General features: G+C 30.6%; 20 protein-coding genes. 17 read left to right on the top strand and 3 right to left on the bottom strand.

From position 1 onward, the window contains the following. Positions 1-156 precede the first annotated feature (156 nt). Both licT and RR561_RS02870 read left to right on the top strand, forming a co-directional pair. The gene (gene licT, locus RR561_RS02865) at positions 157-1005 is read left to right on the top strand and encodes a BglG family transcription antiterminator LicT (RefSeq protein ID WP_332505922.1); all 849 of its coding nucleotides are present in this window, start codon (positions 157-159) and stop codon (positions 1003-1005) included. A 347-nt stretch (positions 1006-1352) separates the two neighbouring features. Next, entirely contained in the window at positions 1353-3497 is a 2145-nt protein-coding gene (locus tag RR561_RS02870; protein WP_332505923.1) for a PTS transporter subunit IIABC, read from the top strand. Positions 3498-3837: 340 nt separating this feature from the next. On the opposite strand, the gene RR561_RS02875 is transcribed toward RR561_RS02870, so the two are convergent. Continuing rightward, on the bottom strand, positions 3838-4440 hold the full coding sequence (locus RR561_RS02875; protein WP_332505924.1) for a Maf family protein: 603 nt from the start codon (positions 4438-4440) through the stop codon (positions 3838-3840). Between the two features lie 492 nt (positions 4441-4932). Here RR561_RS02875 and RR561_RS02880 point away from each other — a divergent pair, with 492 nt between their 5' ends. The 4 genes from RR561_RS02880 to RR561_RS02895 all read left to right on the top strand — a co-directional run bounded on the left by RR561_RS02880 (position 4933) and on the right by RR561_RS02895 (position 9702). Then, positions 4933-6021 carry a putative ABC transporter permease gene (locus tag RR561_RS02880; RefSeq protein ID WP_332505925.1) on the top strand — a complete coding sequence of 363 codons (1089 nt, stop codon included), beginning with the start codon at positions 4933-4935 and terminating at the stop codon, positions 6019-6021. Between the two features lie 225 nt (positions 6022-6246). Then, positions 6247-7464, top strand: a complete 1218-nt coding sequence (locus RR561_RS02885; protein ID WP_332505926.1) for a carboxylate--amine ligase — start codon at positions 6247-6249, stop codon at positions 7462-7464. A 19-nt stretch (positions 7465-7483) separates the two neighbouring features. Then, entirely contained in the window at positions 7484-8197 is a 714-nt protein-coding gene (locus tag RR561_RS02890; protein ID WP_332505927.1) for an aspartate/glutamate racemase family protein, read from the top strand. 11 nt (positions 8198-8208) lie between these two features. Then, positions 8209-9702, top strand: a complete 1494-nt coding sequence (locus tag RR561_RS02895; RefSeq protein ID WP_332505928.1) for a UDP-N-acetylmuramoyl-L-alanyl-D-glutamate--2,6-diaminopimelate ligase — start codon at positions 8209-8211, stop codon at positions 9700-9702. 164 nt (positions 9703-9866) lie between these two features. Here RR561_RS02895 and RR561_RS02900 read toward each other — a convergent pair whose 3' ends face one another. Further along, positions 9867-10430 carry an HdeD family acid-resistance protein gene (locus RR561_RS02900; protein WP_332505929.1) on the bottom strand — a complete coding sequence of 188 codons (564 nt, stop codon included), beginning with the start codon at positions 10428-10430 and terminating at the stop codon, positions 9867-9869. 410 nt (positions 10431-10840) lie between these two features. On the opposite strand from RR561_RS02900, the gene RR561_RS02905 reads away from it, so the two are divergent. The 11 genes from RR561_RS02905 to RR561_RS02955 all read left to right on the top strand — a co-directional run bounded on the left by RR561_RS02905 (position 10841) and on the right by RR561_RS02955 (position 21529). After that, complete coding sequence (locus RR561_RS02905; RefSeq protein WP_332505930.1) at positions 10841-12247, top strand: rhodanese-like domain-containing protein; 1407 nt, start codon at positions 10841-10843, stop codon at positions 12245-12247. Between the two features lie 17 nt (positions 12248-12264). Next, positions 12265-12687 carry a hypothetical protein gene (locus RR561_RS02910; protein WP_332505931.1) on the top strand — a complete coding sequence of 141 codons (423 nt, stop codon included), beginning with the start codon at positions 12265-12267 and terminating at the stop codon, positions 12685-12687. Positions 12688-12985: 298 nt separating this feature from the next. Next, positions 12986-14083, top strand: coding sequence for a redox-regulated ATPase YchF (ychF, locus tag RR561_RS02915; RefSeq protein WP_332505932.1), 1098 nt, complete (start codon positions 12986-12988; stop codon positions 14081-14083). Between the two features lie 613 nt (positions 14084-14696). Next, entirely contained in the window at positions 14697-15137 is a 441-nt protein-coding gene (locus RR561_RS02920) for a PTS sugar transporter subunit IIA (protein ID WP_332505933.1), read from the top strand. A gap of 18 nt (positions 15138-15155) precedes the next feature. Next, on the top strand, positions 15156-16319 hold the full coding sequence (locus RR561_RS02925) for an SIS domain-containing protein (RefSeq protein WP_332505934.1): 1164 nt from the start codon (positions 15156-15158) through the stop codon (positions 16317-16319). Between the two features lie 95 nt (positions 16320-16414). Then, entirely contained in the window at positions 16415-16903 is a 489-nt protein-coding gene (gene agaV, locus RR561_RS02930) for a PTS N-acetylgalactosamine transporter subunit IIB (RefSeq protein ID WP_332505935.1), read from the top strand. Between the two features lie 107 nt (positions 16904-17010). Next, positions 17011-17808, top strand: a complete 798-nt coding sequence (gene agaW / locus RR561_RS02935; RefSeq protein WP_332505936.1) for a PTS N-acetylgalactosamine transporter subunit IIC — start codon at positions 17011-17013, stop codon at positions 17806-17808. Next, the gene (locus RR561_RS02940; protein ID WP_332505937.1) at positions 17798-18622 is read left to right on the top strand and encodes a PTS system mannose/fructose/sorbose family transporter subunit IID; all 825 of its coding nucleotides are present in this window, start codon (positions 17798-17800) and stop codon (positions 18620-18622) included. Before agaW ends, RR561_RS02940 begins: the two co-directional genes overlap by 11 nt. Before the next feature lie 70 nt (positions 18623-18692). Then, positions 18693-19649, top strand: coding sequence for a hexose kinase (locus RR561_RS02945; protein WP_332505938.1), 957 nt, complete (start codon positions 18693-18695; stop codon positions 19647-19649). 93 nt (positions 19650-19742) lie between these two features. Continuing rightward, positions 19743-20723 carry a tagatose-bisphosphate aldolase gene (gene lacD / locus RR561_RS02950; protein WP_332505939.1) on the top strand — a complete coding sequence of 327 codons (981 nt, stop codon included), beginning with the start codon at positions 19743-19745 and terminating at the stop codon, positions 20721-20723. A 77-nt stretch (positions 20724-20800) separates the two neighbouring features. Beyond that, complete coding sequence (locus tag RR561_RS02955) at positions 20801-21529, top strand: GntR family transcriptional regulator (RefSeq protein ID WP_332505940.1); 729 nt, start codon at positions 20801-20803, stop codon at positions 21527-21529. Between the two features lie 198 nt (positions 21530-21727). On the opposite strand, the gene nagA is transcribed toward RR561_RS02955, so the two are convergent. Then, positions 21728-22858 carry an N-acetylglucosamine-6-phosphate deacetylase gene (nagA, locus tag RR561_RS02960; protein WP_332505941.1) on the bottom strand — a complete coding sequence of 377 codons (1131 nt, stop codon included), beginning with the start codon at positions 22856-22858 and terminating at the stop codon, positions 21728-21730. Positions 22859-22998 lie beyond the last annotated feature (140 nt).

Below are 22998 nucleotides of genomic sequence, written 5' to 3' on the forward strand. Positions count from 1 at the left end.
TGATAGTACAAAATAATCTTATGTAAAATGGTTGGATTATGTATAAAATTTTTCGGACTATTTTTTGGTCTATTCAAATTTTCTCGGAAATATGATAGTATTTCTATTAGAGAGTAAATGCGTTAGGAGGATTTATGTATACAAGGAGGTATGAATATGCTGATTAAACAAGTGTACAATAATAATGTAGTACTAGTTTTGGATGCTTATTCTAAAAAAGAATATATTCTGACTGGAAAGGGTATCGGGTTTCAGAAAAAAAAGGGAATGCTTGTAGATGTTGATATGGTTGAGAAAAAATTTATATCAGATGATGCAGGTGTTAAAAAAAGGTTGATGTCCTTGGTTGAAGAAATTGAAGAAAAGGTTTTTGAAGTTACGGCAGAAGTTATAAAAATAATAGAAGATTATCTTCAAGAAGATTTATTTCAATATATTTATATATCTTTGACAGATCATATTGGGTTTGCAATAAAAAGGGCAAAAAATGGTATGCTTATAAGAAATACTTTTTTACATGAGATAAAAAGAGTCTATAAAAAGGAATATGAGGCTGGCCAACTAGCTGTAGACTATATAAATAAAAGCTTTGATATAAATCTTACAGATGACGAAGCAGCCTTTATAGCTACTCATATAATAAATGCATACTATCAGGGAAATAGTAGTAAGTGTGATGAAGACATGAAAGTTTTAAAAATTTTGAAAGATGTCTTGAATATTATCAGATATTATTATAAAATAGATTATAGAGAAAACGATTTAGATTACGATCGTTTGGTGACACATATAAGGTTTTTCGCCAAGAGGCTTTTATCAGGAGAGTTGTCTTCTGATGATAATGGTGATTTGTTGGATGTGGTTAAAATTAAATATGACAGGGCATATGGATGTGTTCAAAAGATAAAGGTATACATTAAAACTAATTATGATTATGATATTAGTAAAGATGAGGAACTTTACCTGATGATACATATTGATAGAGTCACTAAAAAATTACAATAGTTTTTACTAAGGTTGTTACTGAAGAAGGCAAGACTTAGGTATATGTAAGAATAAATGATGTTTTGAGAGAATTTGTTTGTTATAATTTCTTTCTTTATTTATTATTTATTGTTACATGTGCTTAAGTCTTTTTTATTATTATAAATACAAATGATTAGAATACTTTATGATTCGGTATATATAAAAATGTAAGCTAATTATTAATGAAAATTCAATTTTTATGAAAGAGTTTGAAATTATTAAAAAAATATAAAAATCTGGAAATATTTTGATTATTTGTATTAATAATATAGAAAGACTAGCACATGGAAAAATATAAAAGTTTTTATTTTAAGAAGGAGGATCTCATGGGAGAAAACAAAGTTTTTGGTGTTTTACAGAGAGTTGGTAGATCGTTTATGCTTCCAATAGCAATCTTACCAGTTGCAGGTCTATTTTTGGGTATTGGAGGTTCATTTACCAATACTACAATGTTAGAGGCTTATGGATTAATGGGTGTATTAGGACCTGGTACATTTGCAAATTCAATACTTACAGTAATGAAAAGTGCAGGTGATATAGTATTTGCAAACTTACCAATACTATTTGCAATGGGAGTTGCAATAGGAATGGCTAAGGCAGAAAAGGCTGTTGCGGCTTTGTCTGGTGCATTAGCATTTTTCATAATGCATGCGTCAATTGGAGCTATGATTGAAGTAAACGGCGGAGTAGAAAAGATGATGGAAGGGTCTACTACATTGACAGTAGGTATCAATTCATTACAAATGGGTGTATTTGGTGGTATTATTGTAGGGTTAGGAGTTGCAGCCTTACATAATAGATTCTATAAACAAGAACTACCACAGGCACTATCATTCTTTGCTGGTACTAGATTCGTTCCAATAATATCTGCTGTAGTATTTCTAGTAGTAGGAGTATTGATGTTTTATATCTGGCCAACAGTTCAATTTGGAATTAATGCTGTAGGACATGTAGTTAGAGTATCAGGGTATTTTGGAACATGGGTGTACGGATTCATGGAAAGAATTTTGATACCGTTTGGACTTCATCATGTATTTTACCTACCATTCTGGCAAACATCTGTTGGTGGTACTATGATGGTGGCAGGTAAAATGATAGAAGGTGCACAGAATATATTCTTTGCTCAGCTTGCAGATCCAAACACTACATCATTTAGTGTGGAAGCTACAAGATTTATGTCAGGTAAATTCCCACTTATGATATTTGGTTTACCAGGAGCAGCTTTGGCAATGTATAAAACTGCCAAACCTGAAAAAAGAAAAGTTGTAGGTGGACTACTATTTTCAGCAGCACTTACATCTATGTTGACAGGTATTACTGAGCCACTAGAATTTACATTCTTATTTGTTGCACCATTTTTATATTTAATTCACTGTATCCTTGCAGGTTTATCTTATATGTTGATGCACATACTTCAAGTTGGTGTAGGTATGACATTCTCAGGTGGTCTTATAGATATGACTTTATTTGGTATATTACAGGGAAATGCAAAGACTCATTGGGTTAGAATAGTTATAGTTGGTATTGGATATTTCGCTTTATACTATTTCTTATTTAGTTTCTTAATCAAAAAATTTGATCTAAAGACACCTGGTAGAGATGATAGTGCAAATGAAGAAGTAAAACTTTACACTAAGGCAGATGTAAATGCTAAAAAGGGTAAAGGCGATTCCAAAGAATCAGATGCACCTATAGACGAACTTTCAATGGCGATTGTTCATGGTTTAGGTGGAAAGTCAAATATAGAAGATGTTGACTGTTGTGCTACAAGATTAAGATGTACAGTAGTAGATTCTAAGAAGGTAAAGGATGATATATTAAAGGCAACTGGAGCCGCTGGAGTAGTAAAAAGTGGCGGTGGAGTTCAGGTAATATATGGACCTAGGGTATCTGTTATAAAGTCAAACTTAGAAGAATATATAGAAGCTTCTAGTGCTGATGATGCCTATCTTGATTATGAAAAAGAAGAAAAAAATATAGAGTCAACAGATGAAGCTAAAAAAGTGGATGTATCTACTAGCGATATAAAAATAGTTTCACCTGCTAAGGGAGAACTTTTAGATATATCAAAGGTTGCTGATGAAGTATTCTCACAAAAATTGATGGGAGAGGGATTTGCAGTAAACTCAGTAGATGGAGATATATTTGCTCCAGTTGCGGGTGAGGTAGGAATGGTATTTCCAACTAAACATGCGATTATAATTGCAACAGATGACGGATTAGAGGTTCTTATACATATGGGTCTAGATACAGTTAAATTAGAGGGCGAAGGATTTGATATAGCTGTTAAAGTAGGCGATAGAGTAAATGCTGGAGATAAGCTTGCTCATATGGACAATGAATTTATAAAATCTAAGGGATATGACACAATAACACCTGTTATTTTCACAAACCTAGAAGCTGGAAAGAAAGTCGAAGTAGAGGCAGGAAATATTTCTGCGAAAGAAGAAGGAAGAATAGCAGTTAAATAATAATAGGCAAAAAATAAAATATATGGATATTTAGTAAGATTGATTGAAAAACCCAAAAGAGACACTCATTGAGTGTCTCTTTATTTGTCTATAATATATTGCACCTGAAATAGTCAATAATCATATTTAGGCAAAGATGTTTCCTTAGCTTGTCTACTTTGAACCTCTATTACCACTATCGATAACTCTGTTGACTTATCGATATAATCCAAAAAACTAAAGTGAAAAATAAATATTAAAAATTTGTTTATATAAATATTTATTTTACTACTTATAAATAATCTACATATTAAAATATCTACATATAAAATTTCTGGAAATACGTTTTTTAAAATAAATATTAAATATACGGAAGAAGCTTTCTATAAAGGCTTGAGATAGGTAAACCCATCACAGTATAATAGTCACCCTTTATTTCTTTAATTAAAAGAGAACCCATATCTTGAATTCCGTATGCACCTGCCTTGTCCATAGGTGAGCCTGTTTTTATATAATCTCTTATTATATTTTCCATACAATCATCATATTTGAAAAATTCTACCTCTGTATAATTTGTGAAGGTAAACTCTTCTCTTCCGTCTATAAATAAACTTACGCCAGTATACACTCTATGTACATTTCCACATAGTTGTATTAATGTTTGATAAGCATCTACTTCACTTGATGGTTTGCCTAGTATTTTAAGGTCGCTAGCGACGACTGTATCAGATCCTATTACGATATGGTTAGGATTGGTCAATGATACACTTTTAGCCTTATTATATGCTAAAGAAGCAGTTAAAGTATCTGCTTGAGTATATATATCACATTCTTTTTTTTCTTTTAAAATTTGATTTTCTATTTCTTTTTCATCTATGTTTGAAACAACTGTTTTAAATGAAATATTACACATTTCCAAAAGTTCTTTTCTTCTAGGGGATTTGCTTGCAAGTATTATATTCATTGAAAATTCCTTTCTAAATTAAAGTTTATAATATATTATATCTTTAGTTAATATATTAATATATCTTGCAAGAAAAAGAAAGCTATAATTAAGCTAGCTGTATAATTATAGTATTATATGAAGAAAGAAATTATATAAAAAATTAAAAGGATGTCTTAGATGGATTTAAATTGTGTTTTATATGAACATCTCAAGTTTGCTAGAAATAAGGTACAAAGCAAGGTTTATGAAGGTTTTAAGATGAAAAAATGAAAGCCTTTTTACCTAAAATAAAGGTTTTTATGGTATAATTACTAATATGTAATTATTAAAGATTTGTATGAAAAATAATGATTCCTATATTGGGAAAGATAGATTTAGGAGACCATTTAAATATTTATCATTAACTATTAATTATTTTTATATTTATATACAAAAAATTAATACGATGTTAAATAGACTGATAGTAAATCTATTAGTTAAGCTTAATTAAGTAAAAACTAGGGAGGTTTTATGGAACAGTTATTAAACAGAGAAGTGATAGAATTTATAATGTATTTTTTTATATACGCATTTTTGGGATGGCTTGTGGAAGTTTCTTATCATGCTCTTAAGTGTGGTAAGTTTATAAATAGAGGAATGCTTGCAGGAGCAGTGTGTCCTATATACGGATTTGGGGCTGTAATTATTGTTTACTTTTTAGAACCAGTAAAGGACAACATATTTTTATTGTTTATTGGTTCTGCAATCCTATGTAGTGTGTTAGAATACTTGGCAGGCCTTATTTTAGATAAACTTTTTCATAAAAGATGGTGGGATTATTCAGATGTTCCATTCAATTTAGGAGGATATATAAGCTTACAATTTACGGTATATTGGGGTATAGGCGGAATTATATTAATAAGAGATGTTCAAGAACTTATAGAGGCCTTTGTTGCTTTGTTCAATACAGAAATATTATTTGTGTTTTCAGCTATATTTGCAATTATAATGCTCATAGACGCATTGGCAACTGTCGCATCAATTAATAAGTTTAATAGAAAGCTAGAGCTTTTAAGTGAGCTTCAGGGGCAAATACATAAGGTAAGTGATGTGATAGGCGAAAATGTTAGTGAAGGTACTCTTGAGATAGTAGATAGAGGACAACCAATAATCGACAATATAGAAAGTAAAACATCTGATATAAAGGAAAAGTCTACTCAAGCTAAGCGTGAATTTGAGGGAAGAAAAGATAGACTAGTATATGAAATGCAAGAACGTTCCGATGAAAAGAAAAAAGAAAAAGAGGACAATAAGAGAAAAAGAGATCTTGCAAGAGAAAAATTCAAAAAAGAACTATCTCATAAAATATATAGTAGAGAAGTAAAGCTTGAGAAGTTTACAGTAGATAAATTGAATAAACTATATCGTAATATTTATGGCAAGGATGAGTTTACAGATAATAAAAATTACACAGTATCCGAGCTTAAGGAGAAAAAGAAAGAGATTCACGGTAGTTTAAAACACAGTGAGAGAAGACTTTTAAAGGCATTTCCGGATCAAAAGGAACATAAGCGCGAAGAAGAGTTTAATGAAATAAAAGAAAAATTAAAAGATAAGTAGACAAAACTTTAGAACTACAAATCTTGCAAATATTTTAATTATAATATATTATAGGTAATGTATATTTGTATATTTATGAAATTTTTAATCTTGTTTATAAGGATTATAAAATATTTTATAATCTATTTGACGATATTTAAAGTGTTTTACTATATAAATATATTAATTATAGAATTAAAACAAGACAAATTGTCTAATGAATAATAAAAAGAGGTGGACATTAAAATGGAAAATAAGAAGATACAGCCGATATTATGCGGGGGTGATTTGAACTGTTATAGTGTTGCTAGAGCATTTCACGAAGAGTATGGAGTTACTTCAATCGCTTTTGGAAGGTATTATCTAGGAGCTACCAATCATAGCAAGTTTATTGACTTTAGAGAAACTCCGGAGATTACAGATGAATCAAAATTTGTTAAGATATTACTTGATGAAGCAGACAAACACGGTGAAGATGAAGTATTAATTCTTATGGGATGTACGGATGAATATGTAGAATTAATCATAGATCATAGAGATGAACTTAAGGATAAGTTTATAGTTCCTTATATAGATTCTGATCTAAAAAATAAACTAGTAGAAAAGGATTCTTTCTATGATGTTTGTGAGAAGTATGGTTTAGATTATCCAAAGACATATGTATACAATAAGGGTGATAAAACAAGAGAGTTTGACTTTCAATATCCAGTTATTGTAAAGGCATCAGATAGTATATCTTTCTTCCAGAACCCTTTTGAAGGTATGAATAAAGCTTATATTGCACATTCTGAAGAAGAGTTTGGAAATATTATGGACGAAATATATTCTCATGGATATGAAAAAAGTATGATTGTACAAGATCTTATTCCAGGAGAGGATGATCATATGAGAGTGCTTACTTGTTATTCAGATAGATTTGGAAAAGTAAAGATGATGTGCTTAGGTCATGTACTTTTGGAAGAACATACACCAAAGGGAATAGGAAATCATGCAGCAATAATAACTGAATACGATAAAGAATTAATGGAAAAATATAAAGAATTCTTAGAAAAAATCGGATATGTAGGATTTTCAAATTTTGATATGAAATATGATGATAGAGATAATAAATATAAGGTTTTTGAAATAAACTTAAGACAGGGAAGAAGTAACTATTACGTAACATCTTCAGGAAACAACATAGCTAAGTATGTAGTAGAAGACAGAGTTTATGAAAATGAAATGGACCTTAAAATACAAAAAGATGAATTTTATTGGCATGTAATTCCAAATGCAGTCGTTTATAACTATGTTTCTGATAAGAAACTTGTAAATAAATGCAAACAATTGGTAACGAGTGGAAAAAGTGCGCATTCATATGAATATGATTACGACTTAAAAGGAAACTTTAAAAGAAGCCTATATATAAAATTGTATGGAATAAATCAAAGAAAGAAATTTAAAAAATACTGTGGAAAGAAATAAGTAGTTTGGAGATAGTAATATGAAAAAAGAAAAAACTGTAGGAGTATTAGGCGGACTAGGTCCAATGGCAACTGTTTATTTCTATGAATTAGTAGTAGAGATGACAGAAGCGTCTAAGGATCAAGAGCACGTAGATATGATTGTGGTTAATAGAGCAACCACTCCGGATAGAACAGCTTATATAGTAGGTGAATCAGATGATTCTCCATTAGACTACATTGTGGAAGATGCCAAGAGATTGGAATCAATAGGTGTTGATTTTTTAGTATTGACTTGTAATACAGCACATTATTTCCACAAAAAAATAAATGATAGTGTAGATATTCAATTATTGAATATGATTGAAGAAACTGTTGATTATGCAATAGGTCAAAATCATAAAAAAATAGGAATATTAGCCACAACAGGAAATATAAAGACTGGTCTTTATCAAGATATGTGCAAGACAAAGGAAGTGGATTATTATGTTTTAGATGATGAAAATCAAGAAAAAATAATGAAGATAATTTATGAAGATGTCAAGGCAGGAAAAGCAGCTGATATGAATATGTTTAATGAAATAATTGATGTTTTGAAAGAAAACAATTGTGACTGCGCTATATTAGGATGCACAGAATTATCATTGATAAAGAGAGATGAAAAATTGCCAGATGAATTTTTTGTAGATTCATCTGAAGTATTGGCTATGAATACAATAGTAAAATCAGGAAGAAAACTGAAAAAGAGAGTTTAAGAGGTGTAGGTATGAAACTCAGTAGCATATTGGAAGGGATTGAATGTATATCTAATATAAATCCCTCTGAAACAAATAATATAGAAATTCAAGATATAGTATATGACTCTAGAATGGCAAAAGATAATTATATCTTTATAGCTATAAAGGGCGAAACAATGGATGGACATGACTTTATAGAAAATGCATATAATAATGGATGTAGAGTATTTGTCGTAACAGAAAATATAGAGCTACCAAAGGGAAGTATAAAAATACTATTAAATGATACTAGGTTGGCACTGTCAAAGATGTCATCTAATTTCTTTGGGGATCCATCTAGTAAAATTAAAGTAATAGGTGTAACAGGTACTAAGGGAAAAACAACTATTACAAATTATATTAGAACAGTACTTTGTGAATCTGGACTTAATACAGGTGTAATAGGTACAAATGGAGTATTCTACAATGATGTAAAAACAAAGACAGTAAATACAACTCCTGAAAGTTATGATATTCATAAAACTATAAAAGAAATGGTCGATGCAGGTGTAGAATGTGTAGCTATGGAAGTTTCATCTAGTGGGCTTATGATGGATAGAGTACATGATGTAAAGTATGATGTAGGTATATATACCAATCTATCACCAGATCATATAGGACCTAAAGAGCATCCTACATTTGAAGACTATAGATATTGTAAGAGCAAGTTATTCTCGCTTTGTAAGCATGGAATAGTAAATATAGATGACGATAATGCTTGGTATATGATCGAAAATGCAAAATCAGATATATCTACATTTTCAATACATAAAGATAGTGATTTAAAGGCTGAAAATATTCATTTAACAAGAAATGAAAAAACATTAGGAGTAGATTTTGACTTTACAGAAGACGACAAAGTTAAAACACATGCTCATATATGCTCTCCAGGTGAGTTTAGTATATACAATGCTTTGGCTGTAATATCTGTTTGTAAATATCTTGATATTGATGATAAAAAGATGTTAAATTCACTATCAGAAGCAAAGGTAGATGGTAGAGTTGAAGTATTGCCTGTCCTACCATATGCAACCGTGGTAGTAGATTATGCTCACAATGGTATGAGTCTAGAAAATGTACTTGAAACACTTCACATGTACAAGCCAAATAGAATGATTTGTTTGTTTGGATCAATTGGCGGAAGATGTGTAATTAGAAGAAAAGAATTAGGTGATGTAGCAGCAGAATTGGCTGATATAACAGTAATTACTACAGATAATCCAGACAATGAAGAGCCAATGGATATAATAAATGATATAGCAGATTCTTTTGTAGATTCAGAATGTGAAATCTATAAGATAGCTGACAGAGCAGAGGCAATCTACAAAGCTCTTAGTATAGCAGAAGAGGGCGATATGATTCTGATAACTGGTAAGGGTCATGAGAAATATCAAATTATAAATGGCGAAAGAGTTTTCTATGATGAAAAGGGCGAAGTAATAAAAGCTGGTCAAAGAGTAAGAAAAGAAAAAGGATTAGAATAATAAGCATATCAAAATATATAAGAATTTATAATAGATTGATACTTATTAAGAAATAAATTAAAAAAATAAAGGGATCTATTTCAAAAAAATTGAAATAGATCCCTTTTCTGATTAAAATGACATTGTATGCTTTTATCGTGTGTATCAAATCTTTGATCATAAGACTATCTCAAATTTCTAGATGTAAAATTTGTATTTTTATTAGTATCTTTTCTGCCTGTTATAGCGAAGATAGTGTATTCAATTCCAGATACCAAAAATGTAATTCCAAGAACTATTGCCAACGATATGTTAGCTACCCAAGGATTTATTATAATACATATACCACCGATAAGAAGAACTACATTAGCTAAGATTCCCAATACGTATAATCCAAAACTAATTCTCTTTAAGATATTTAGAGAGAAGAAATTACTTACAGAATCATAAATAAACCATATAGCAAGGATATATGCAAATATGTTATTTGCAAATATAGGCTTTAATATAAATATAAATCCGATTATACACAGTAATATACCTAAAACTAAAAAAGTGTTGGCTTTAAAGGCAACAAAGTCTCTATTTTTAAAATATAAATAGATAAAATGAATACCTTTTAAAATTGCGGCTGCACCAATAATATATCCTAAAACTGTAAAGGTAGCAGTAGGTTTGGTAAAAGTAAATACGGAACATATAATCAACAAAATACCTAAAATTAACTCAATAGCACTTCTCTTATTCATAATAATACCTCCATGATAAATTAATAATATTATATCATAAAATTAAAATGATTTGTTAATACAGAAACACTATTAGTTTCAATTAAGTGTTTACACAATCTATATTATCTTCTTAACAGCCATTTCTGTGTATATATCAAAGCAAATAAAAAATAGGATAAGTCTTATTTAAACATATACAAACATAAAAATAGAAATATATTAAAAATGCCAAAGGAAAAAATAAAAATATATTAAATACACAAATAAAAGATTGTCGAAAATAGAGAAAGAACACTATTTAAAAGTTAAAATCTATAACTAAATAAATGAAAATAGAAAAAAGCAATAATTAGAGTTTTATGATTGTGGTATTATAGATATGATCTATAAATTATACAGAAATTATATTTAATAAGGAAGGAAAGAGTATGTTATCAAAAAAAGCTATTTTAGGTACAATATCATGTGCTATGATATTGAGTTTATCATTGACTGCATGTAATAATGACGACAATGATAAAGCAAAAGAAACAAAGGAAGAAACTGTAAAACTCTCTAGCATCTCCACAGAGGATGCTCAAAAGTATGCAGCAGATGACAATTATGTATTTGTGGATACAAGAAATGATAGTTACTACAACGGATTTAAGCAAGAGGGAGTATCCAAGGGAGGCCATATAGAAGGAGCTGTCCAGTATACTGCCGATTGGGTAGGAAAAGTAAACAAGGATAAACTTTCAAAATTTGTTGAAGACAAAGGAATCGATAAAAATAAGAAGATTGTAGTTTATGATACAGAATCTGAAAATATAAACAAAGTTGGTAAAGAGTTAAAAGATTTAGGTTATGATGTATTAGCCTATGATAAACTTGATGAATACTCTAAAAATGATCAAAACAAGATGAACAGTTTCCCGAGATATGAGCAATTAGTAAATGCACAGTGGGTAAAAGATTTAACTGATGGAAAAACTCCAGAAACATTAAAAAATAAAGATTATATGATATTTGAAGTATCTTGGGGTCCAGAAGATCAGGCAAAAGATTATAAAAAATCGTATATAAAAGGATCTTATCATTTTAATACAGACTGGATAGAGAATGGTCCGGACTGGAATTTATCAAAGCCTGAAGTAATAAAGAAGAATCTTGAAAACGCGGGTATTTCAAAAGATAAGACAATAGTTCTTTACTCAAATGATGCTTCTGCAGCTGCAAGAGTGATGTTTGCTCTAAAATGGTCAGGTGTTGAAGACGTAAGAATATTAAATGGTGGGTTGGAAGCTTGGCAACAAGAAAAATATCCTACGGAAGAAAAAGTAAATATACCTAAAAAAGTTGAAGATTTTGGAACTCAGATACCTGCGAATCCTCAAATTGATATAGCAACTCCTAAGGAAGCTATAGAAAAAATGGGAAGTGAGAAACTAAAGTTAATAAGTATTAGATCTTGGGAAGAATACATCGGAAAGGTGAGTGGCTATGACTACATACCTAGAGCTGGAGAACCAAAGGGAGCTATATGGGGATTTGCTGGAAGTGATGCATCTAGTATGCAAGATTACTACGATCCAGATGGAACATTTAGAAATCCTTTAGAAATGGCAAAACTTTGGGAAAAACAAGGAATATATAAGGATGATCAAGGAGCATTCTATTGTGGTACTGGATGGAGAGCTGCAGTGCCTTGGGAAATGACTCAGATGATGGGTTGGGATAACTTTGTATTATTTGATGGTGGATGGAACATGTGGCAGATGGACAAGGAATTACCTGTTCAGATTGGCGCACCAAACAATATGAAAAAAACTGATTCAGCAAATGATTTTAAATAGATAGAGAAGAATAAGAAATGAAACTTCTAAAAATAACTAGGTATATTATAGAGCTTATCGCTTTGTTATTATTTGTATTGGTAAATTACTTTACAAATGCTAAAATGGGCATGATGAGACACGTAATGTATAAAAATATATGGTTTGGAGAAAAAGTATTTACTAGTAGTATAATAAATATATTAGCATTAATATCAGTGTTATTGATATTAGCAAATTTATTTTTTATAGTAAAAAATAAATATTCTTCTTTACATGATATATTTATAAGTGTAGCAATTCTTTCTTTATCAATATTTTTCGCCAAATATTTTAATGTAGAAAGAATTTTCACATATTATTATATGATGATATCACTATCGATTATAATATTTTGTGAATTACTAAAGGTTTTAATCAATATAAAATATAAAAATAAATCAAATATTGATAAGTTCTAATGATATAAATATAAAGAAATATGCTTATAAATTAGAGGCTATCGGAATCCGATAGCCTCTAATTTTTATTTGTTTAAAAAACAGATCGAAAAGGATTTATTTAAAATAAATAAAGAATAAAAAAGTTAAAAGAAGTCTAAAACATTGATTTTATAATATTTATAAGATATAATATAGAGTGTTAAAAAGCGTGTTTTTTTATTTTATATGTTTAGTTAGGTATTTTTTTATTTAATAAAATACTTTAAAATATAATTAATAACACATAAATTGATTTATTTAGTGGAGGTAATATATTATGAAATTAGGTATTGTAGGATTGCCAAATGTTGGTAAGAGTACTTTGTTCAATGCTATCACACAGGCTGGAGCTGAATCTGCCAACTATCCTTTCTGTACAATAGATCCAAATGTAGGGGTTGTATCTGTACCAGATAGTAGACTTAACAAGTTAAAAGAACTTTATGATTCTAAAAAAATTGTTCAGACAGCTATTGAGTTCGTAGATATAGCAGGTCTTGTAAAGGGAGCATCAAAGGGAGAAGGCTTAGGAAATAAATTCCTATCAAATATTAGAGAAGTAGATGCTATCGTCCATGTTGTAAGATGTTTTGAAGATTCAAATGTAGTACATGTTGATGGTAATATAAATTCTTTGAGAGATATTGAAACAATAAATTTAGAATTAATATTTTCTGATGAAGAAATATTGGATAGAAGAATAAACAAGACAACAAAGGGATTAAAAGCAGATAAAACTTTGCAGTCTGAGTTAAATATATTGAAAAAATTAAAGGAAACTTTGGAAGAGGGAAATAGTATAAGAACTATGGACTTAACTGAAGATGAGTGGGCATTTGTAAAGACTTTGGATTTACTAAGTTCAAAGCCAGTAATATATGTTTCTAATGTATCTGAAGATGATCTAGTAAATGATGGTGCAAATAATGAGATGGTTAAGGCAGTGAGAGAATTTGCAGCAACTGAGGATTCAGAAGTTGTAGTGGTATCTGCTCAGATTGAAGCAGAAATTGCCGAATTAGAAACTGAAGAAGAAAAGCATGAATTTCTAGAAACTTTGGGTCTAGAACAGTCAGGCCTTGACAAATTGATACAATCTTCATATCATCTTTTAGGGCTAATTTCTTTCCTTACAGCAGGTCCTCAAGAAGTAAGAGCATGGACTATTAAAAAGGGAATGAAGGCTCCACAAGCTGGCGGGAAAATTCACTCTGATATAGAAAGAGGATTCATAAAGGCCGAAACTATAGCTTATGAAGATCTCCTTGAACATGGAACAATGTCCGCAGCAAAGGAAAAGGGACTTGTAAGATTAGAAGGAAAAGACTACATAGTAAAAGATGGAGATGTAGTTTTATTTAAGTTTAACGTATAAAATAAAATAAAAATTAATCTAAAAATTTGAAGTAGTTACTTATAATTAATTATAAGTAACTACTTTTTTTATTAATTATGAAATATATTTTCTGATTTAAAAATAAAAATATTTTATAAAAAGAAAATTACAAAATTATAAGCTGGTAAAAAAATAATCCGATGAAGTTTAATCGTATCTAAATAAAACACAATTTTTCATAAAAAGAATAAAAAATAAAAAATAACATTTAAGTAATAATGTGTGCAAGTAAAAAAGAGATTATCTAAATATTCTAATAATATTAGGGTATATACATTAATGTGTTGCAATATCGTTTATTTAAAATTTAAATACCAAAGCAGTGGTATCTAAAGTTTAGTACCAGTAAAAATGAATTTTAAAATTAAAGTGATAGAAAAAAATTAAATATATTAGACTTTTTAAAAAACAATAAAATTTTATCTTGTAAAGCTTGCTAATACTTATCTTTAAAAAACAAATCATTAAAAATGCGAAAAAAATAAAAATTGGTTGACAATATAGACAATTAGAAATATACTATAAATATAAGAAGTGGTAGTTACCAGTTAGGTAAAGTAATCACGTAAAATTTTAAAATGGAGGATAAAAGATGATTAGTATAATTATTTCTGGTCACGGCAACTTTGCTTCTGGACTGTATAGTGCTATGAAATTGATTTCTGGAGAATTTGAAAATGTTTCTTTTTTCGATTTTGTAGAGGGAAAGACAAGTGATGATATGGATAGTTTTTACAATGAAACAATTAAAAACTACAAATCAGATGTGCAAGATATTGTAATCTTAGCTGATCTTGCTGGAGGAACACCTTTTAATAGAGCAGTAACGATGTCATTGATAGATGAGAAGATAAAGGTTGTCTCTGGAACAAATTTACCAATGCTTGTAACAGCCGTTATGAGTAGAGATCTGTATTCTCACGATAATATAGATGAGTTTGTAGAAAATCTATTACTTGAGGGTAAGGGTGGTATAGAAACATTTAAGCTAAAAGAAAAAACAAAGCAAGAAGATATAGAAGAAGGAATATAATTTTATAGGAGGAGTGAAATGTTTAATATAAGCGATGAAAATTTAAAGTCGTTGGGAGCGTATAATACTGTCAGGGAAATTCAATCTCAACCAAGACTTTGGAAAGAAACTTTTAAATTATATGAAGAAAACAAAGAAAATATAAAAAAATTTATTGAAAATATTGTTAAAAAAGACAATAGGAAATTAAGAGTGATATTTACAGGAGCGGGAACTTCAGCATATGTTGGAGACACAATAGTTCAGCACCTTAAGACACTTAATGATGAAAAAATTGTATTTGAAAGTATAGCTACAACCGATTTGGTATCTTGTCCATACAATCATTTTAACTCTAATGACAAGATTTTATTGGTATCTTTTGCAAGAAGTGGTAATAGCCCTGAAAGTTTGCAGGCAGTAAAATTAGCAAATCAAATAGTAAAAGATATTTATCATATGCCAATAACTTGTGCAAGGACAGGTAAGCTAGCAGTAGGACTTGCTGGTAAAGAAAATGCAATGGTTCTTACGACTCCAGAAGAATCAAATGATAAGGGCTTTGCAATGACATCCTCATTTACTTGTATGATGTTATATTCTTTGATGATATTTGATAATATAGATGAATCAAAGAAGGAAGCCATGCTAAATACAATAATCAAGATGGCAGATAAATTAATATCTGATGAGTCTTATGTAAATAATATAGTAGAAAATAATGATTTCAATAGGGTTGTATACCTAGGTTCGGGAGTATTAGGATCTCTTACAAGAGAGGCTCAACTAAAGCTTTTAGAACTAACTGCAGGAGAAATAACTGCATTATATGAAACATCTATGGGATTTAGACATGGTCCAAAGTCATACATTAATGACAAAACAATCGTTGTATCTTTTGTCTCATCAAATCCATATACACAAAAATATGATTTAGACATAATAAGTGAAATAAGATCAGATCAAATTGCTTCACATATAGAACTTGTATCTCAGGAAGATTTGGGAATTGAGAATAATTATAATTTTGGGATGAAAGAAAGTATAGCTGACGAATATGCAGCTTTTCCTTATATAATATTTGCTCATATTCTTGCTGTTAGAACGTCTCTAAAAGTAAATAATACACCAGACACACCATCAAAGAGTGGAACAGTAAATAGAGTTGTTAAGGGTGTTATTATACACGAGTATGAAGCTTAGAAAATATAGTTTGGTGACAATAAAATATAGATATGTTTTTTAACCATATCTATAATGAATGTAATTATATATTTACACAATGAGGAGGAAATTTTATGAATACACCTAATATTTTAGCTACAAGAATTGACAATAGACTAGTTCATGGTCAGGTAGGAATGACTTGGTCAAACTCAATAGGGGCAAATCTAGTGGTTGTAGCAAATGATGCAGTATCAAAAGACAATGTGCAACAAAGCTTGATGGAGATGGTTCTACCAGATACTATAGGTATCAGATTTTTCTCTATAGAAAAAACTATAAAAGTAATACACAAGGCTTCTCCAAAGCAACATATTTTCCTAGTGGTAAAAACTCCACAAGATGCTTTGAAATTAGTAGAAGGCGGAGTACCTATTAAATCAATAAATATAGGAAATCTACACTTCGGTGATGGAAAAAAACAGCTTACTTCAGTTATTTCAGTAAACGATGATGATGTTGCAACATTTAATAAGCTACATGATTTAGGAGTTGAATTAGAGGTAAGAGGAATACCAACTGATAAATCAACAGATTTAATGAAAATTTTAAAAGAATATTAAAACTTAATAAAATAGAAAGTGAGTATATAGTTTTAGTTATTTAGACAGTATTATATTGAATATTAAATATGTATTAATATTAATAATTTTTAAAGGAGTGTGAAAACATGCTATTAAAAGCGATACTTATTGGATTACTTGCAGGTGTTGCAGGCGTGGACATGTTCGATGGATTAACTCACATCCATAGACCCATAGTTACTGGACCTATTATAGGTCTAATCCTAGGAGATTTTCAAACTGGACTAATTGCTGGTGCTACACTAGAACTAGTTTGGGCAGGTATGGTTCCCCTAGCAGGTGCTCAGCCACCTAACGTTGTTATTGGAGGTATCATAGGTACATCATTCGCAATATTAACTCATCAGGACCCTAAGGTAGCTGTTGGTATAGCTGTTCCTTTTGCTGTTGCAGTACAGGCACTTATTACATTGTTCTTTACAGCATACTCTCCAGTAATGCATAAAATGGATACTTATGCAGAAGAGTGTAATACAAGAGGAATAGAAAAACTAAACTATCTTGGTATAGGAATATTATTCGTTGCATACTTTATCATAGCTTTCCTACCAATTTACTTTGGAGCAGATAAGGCTGCAGTCTTGGTTTCTGCAATGCCATCTTGGATAATTGAAGGACTAAAGGTAGCCGGTGGAATAATGCCAGCAGTTGGTTTTGCAATGTTAATGAAGATTATGTTTAAGTGGTCATATGCACCGTTCTTTATAGTAGGTTTTATAGCAGTAGCTTATCTAAAACTACCTATATTGGCAGTGGCACTAATTGGTGTTTCAATAGCAGCATATGATTATTTCAAGGATTCAGGTGAAGGAAAAACAGTCGTAGCAGCTGGACCTTCAGGAGATGATTTTGAAGACGAGGAGGATTATAGCGATGGCATCTAATACATATAAAGACCCCGAAGTTAAAAAAGTTTTAACCAAAAAAGACTTAAATACGATGACTTGGAGATCCTTGCTTTTACAGGCCTCATTCAACTATGAAAGAATGCAGGCAGGTGGATGGCTATATACATTACTTCCAGGTCTAAAGAAAATACATACAAACAATGAAGATTTATCTGAAGCAATGGATGATCATCTACAGTTTTACAATACACATCCATTCTTAGTAACATTTATAGCAGGTATAATTTTATCAATGGAAGAAAATAAGCAACCAAGAGAAGTAATAAATGGTATTAAGGTTGCTCTTATGGGACCTCTTGGCGGTATAGGTGACGCGCTATTTTGGCTAACACTTTTACCAATAACAGCAGGTATAGGTTCTTCACTTTCATTAAGTGGAAACCCTTTAGGTCCAATACTATTCTTGGTAATATTCAATGCAGTTCACTTTGCACTTAGATTCTGGCTTATGAACTATGGATATACTACAGGTACAAATGCTATTAATGCACTAAAAGAGAATACCAAAAAGATATCTCGTGCAGCTACAATAGTTGGTCTATCAGTAGTTGGTGGATTGATAGCTTCTTATGTCAACTTTACATTACCTATTAAAATTCAGGCTGGTAAGATTGTATTTAATTTACAGACTGACGTTTTAGATAAGATAATGCCAGCATTGTTGCCTTTGGGTTATACTGCACTTTGCTATTGGTTACTTAAGAAAAAGGAAGTTTCTCCATTAGTATTAATACTTATAACAGTAGTACTAGGATTAGTTCTAGCATTCTTTGGAGTATTTCCAGCATAAAAATAATATAAAATTATATTAGGGCAGATAATTTATCTGCCCTAAACAATATAAAAATAGGAGTAAAAAGATGATTTTAACTATTACGCCCAATCCATCTGTTGATATTTCTTATAAAATAGATCATTTACTCATAGATGATGTTAATAGATGTAGCAATGTAAGAAAGACTGCGGGTGGAAAAGGGCTAAATGTAAGCAGGGTACTAAAACAGTTGGGAGCAAATGTAGAGGCAACTGGATTTATAGGAGGAGTACTGGGAGATTTTATTATAGGAGAATTAGATGCTTTGGGCATTGAAAATTCATTTATACATACAGACTCAAATACGAGAAATTGTATAGCAATACTTCATGATGGAAACAATCAGACGGAAATCCTTGAGCAATCAGAGGCTATTGATTCAAAATATGAAACCATTTTTGAAAGGGATATAGTTAATATTATGGGTGATAAAACTATAATTACTTGTTCAGGCAGCCTACCAGTTGGCATATCCGAGAATTTCTACACAGATATAATAAACATATCCAAAACTATGAATAAAAAAATAATTGTTGATACATCTGGTAAACAATTAGAAAAAGTTTTACTCAACGATGTTAAACCATTTGCTATAAAGCCTAATACAGATGAAGTTAGAGATTTATTGATAAAAAATGATACTGGATTTAATAAAAATACTAAAATAGATGTAAATAATATATCTAGTATATTAAGAAATAAGCTATTTGATGGTATTGAACTTATATTGGTATCTGCAGGTGGAAATGGAGGATACTTTAAGTACAAAGAAGATGTATTTAAAATAGATATTCCAAAGGTTGAAGCAGTAAATCCTGTTGGTTCAGGAGATTCAACTGTAGCAGGGCTCGCATATGGGCTGTCAAAAGCTAGTAGTGTAGAAGAATCAGTAAAAGTAGCAATGACTTGTGGGATTTTGAATGCTATGCAGGAAAAAACAGGTTATATTGATACAAATGGTTTTGATAAGATATACTCAAAAGTTTGTGTCAAAAAATTGTAGAGAAAATATAATAGAATAATATAACTTTAAAGAATGAATAGCTACAAAAATTATTTATGGATATAAGTTTTGGATAAATATAAAGGAGAAAAAATGCTAAATTTAACAGAAAATAAAAAAAGATTACTAGAAAAATTATCAAATAAGGATAATGTAATAGCTGCATTAGCAATTGACCAAAGAGGGGCTATTAGAAAAATGATAGCAAAAATAGATGAAAGTTTGGTAAGTAATGAATTTATATCAGACTTCAAGGTTGCAGTAAGTGAAGAACTAACAAAGTATTCATCTTCTATATTACTCGACCCAGAATACGGATTGGCAGCAGCTAAAAGAAAAAATAAGGATGCTGGACTTTTGATAGCATATGAAAAGACAGGATATGACGCTACGGAAAAGGGAAGACTCCCAGATTTGCTTCCAACATGGTCAGCTAAAAGATTGAAGGAGCAGGGAGCAGATGCAGTAAAGATACTTCTTTACTATGATATCGATGAAGAAGACTATATAAATGACCAGAAAAGGGCTTTTGTAGAAAGAGTTGGATCTGAGTGTGTAGCAGAAGATTTACCGTATTTTTTAGAAATAGTGACATATAGCTGTAAAGACCTAGATGCAAAGGGAGAAGAATATGCAAAGCTTAAGCCAAGAAAAGTTATTGAAGCTATGAAAGTTTTCTCAGATAAAAGATATGCAGTGGATGTTTTGAAGGTTGAAGTTCCTGTAAATATGGATTATGTAGAGGGATATGCAAATGGCAAGGTATTGTATTCGAGAAAAGAAGCTTTATCTTACTTTAAAGAACAGTCTGATGCAACTGATTTACCATTTATATTCCTTAGTGCAGGTGTAAGTGCAGAACTTTTCAAGGAAACTCTAAGATTTGCTCATGAAGCAGGATCTAAATTTAATGGAGTACTTTGTGGTAGAGCAACTTGGGCAGATGGGCTTCCAGAATACGTGAAATCTATAGAAGGTGGAAGAGAATGGCTTAGAACTCAAGGTAGAGAAAATATTGAGTCTTTAAATGCGGTTTTGAAAGAAACTGCAACTCCATGGAGTGAAAAGTTATAAAAACACTTAAAAATAAACTGATAGTATGTTATCATAGTCTATGATTTTAAAATTAATCTTAGCAAGGAGTTGATGATATGTCAGAAGAACACAGAAGTGAGAAACCACTTTACTTACAATTAGCATCTGTGATTAAAAGTGAGCTCTGTGAGAATCTGGATCCAAACGACAAGTTACCATCAGAAAGAGAAATATGCAAGATTTTTGATGTTAGCAGAACTACAGTAAGACTAGCAATGAAAGAGTTAGAAGACGAAGGCTACATATATAGAGTCCACGGAAAAGGTACTTTTGTATCAGCAATCAATAAAAACAAGCAAAATTTAGGAGACTACTATAGCTTTACTGAACAGACAAAAAGACAAGGAAAGGTGCCTAAGTCGGTAGTTTTAGAGTTTGAAATTGTCAACTCGAATTATTTTATTGCAGGACAGCTAGGAATAGATCCTGGTGACAAAATAATAAGATTTGTAAGATTAAGGTTGGCTGATAATATACCTATGATGATTGAAACAACATATCTACCATATGATAGGTTTAGTACTCTAACTGAAGAAAAATTAAATGAAAAGCCAATGTATGATATTTTCAAAGAGGATTATAACTCTAAGATAGTGACGGCAGAAGAAACTTTTTCAGCAGCTATTATTGGAAGAAAAAAGTCCGAATTGCTTGGGGTATCAGAGGGAGATGCTTGTTTGAAATTATCTAGAACCAGCTGGGATTCTAGCAATAGGATTATAGAGTTTACAGCTAGTACAGCAAGAGCAGATCAATTTAATTATAAAGTGTATTACAATCATTAGAAAGAAAAAATTTTTTATAAAAGTAATTGCTATGTTAAATATACCCAGCTATTAAAATGTTTTAATAGCTGGGTATAAGTTTGTAAAATAAAAAAATAAACTGTCATAAGCTTATGACAGTTTATTTTTTATTAATCCGCATAATCTCAGTATTAAGTAAAAGCCTAAGCAATTATATTTTGATTCATTGTAGAACTATTACTTAAGTAAATTACCATCTAAATATACGGCTTCAAGATCATAGTTTGAATCCAGAACAACTAAATCTGCATCTCTATCGATATCTATTTTCCCGCACACATCATCAATTCCTACAGATTTTGCAGGTACTAATGATGCCATTTGAAGGGCTTCAAATGGAGAAGCGATTCCCCAATTTATAACGTTTTTGACACCATCTTTTAATCTCAAAATTGACCCTGCAAGACTTCCACTTTCCAATCTAGCAGTACCATCTGCAACCTTAACATCGAAGTCACCTAGCTTGTAGTCACCCTCAGGCATACCACCAGCCATCATACAGTCAGTAATAAGTGCAACACTGTCATAGCCTCTACACTTCATGACAACGTCTGCTGCAGCGGGATGAACGTGATGTCCATCGCATATTAATTCAGCATAGACGTCTTTCAAAGTCAGTGCAGCTCCAACCATACCAGGCTTTCTATGGTGAAGAGGGCTCATTCCATTGTATGTATGAACAAATATACTAGCACCAGCATCTACTGCTGCCTTAGCTTCTTCATATGTCGCATCACTGTGCCCAAGAGCAACATACACTCCAATTTTTCTAGCTTCTTTAACAAATTCTTCTGTTCCGTTCAATTCAGGAGCAATTGCTATTTTTTTGATAATTCCACCTGAAAGCTCTTGCCATTTTTTTAATTTATCTATATTTGGTTCAGAGAAGTAAGAAGGATTCTGTGCCCCCTTATGTTTAATAGTGAAAAATGGACCTTCTAGGAATATTCCACGAATCTTAGCACCATTACAATTTTTATTTTCTCCAACCACTTTTACAGCCTGGTTTAAATTTTCAGTTGAAGAAGTGAGAGTAGTAGGTAAAAATGAAGTTACGCCTATCTTTACAATATCTTCGCAAATTATTTTCAAACCCTCTGCATCTTTATCCATAATATCATGTCCAGAAAAACCATGTACATGAGTATCTACAAAACCAGGGGCTATAATACTATTTTTATAGTCTATACAATCTTTTAGGTTACTTGAATTTTCAATGATATTTTTAATTTTACCATTTTCTATTTCCAGAGCACCATTCTCCAAAACTCTATCTTCCAAAACAATATATTTAGATTTTATAAACATATTTGACCTCCTATTCAAATTATATATACTTATAATTATACCCCTCAAATGCTAGTAATACAATGTGAATTGAATATTTTTTTCATCATATAGAAAATTCAATTTAAATATTTATTGAGAGTCTTAATTATAGAAATATA

The sequence above is a fragment of the Peptostreptococcus sp. genome (assembly GCF_036639115.1).
Lineage (GTDB): Bacteria > Bacillota > Clostridia > Peptostreptococcales > Peptostreptococcaceae > Peptostreptococcus.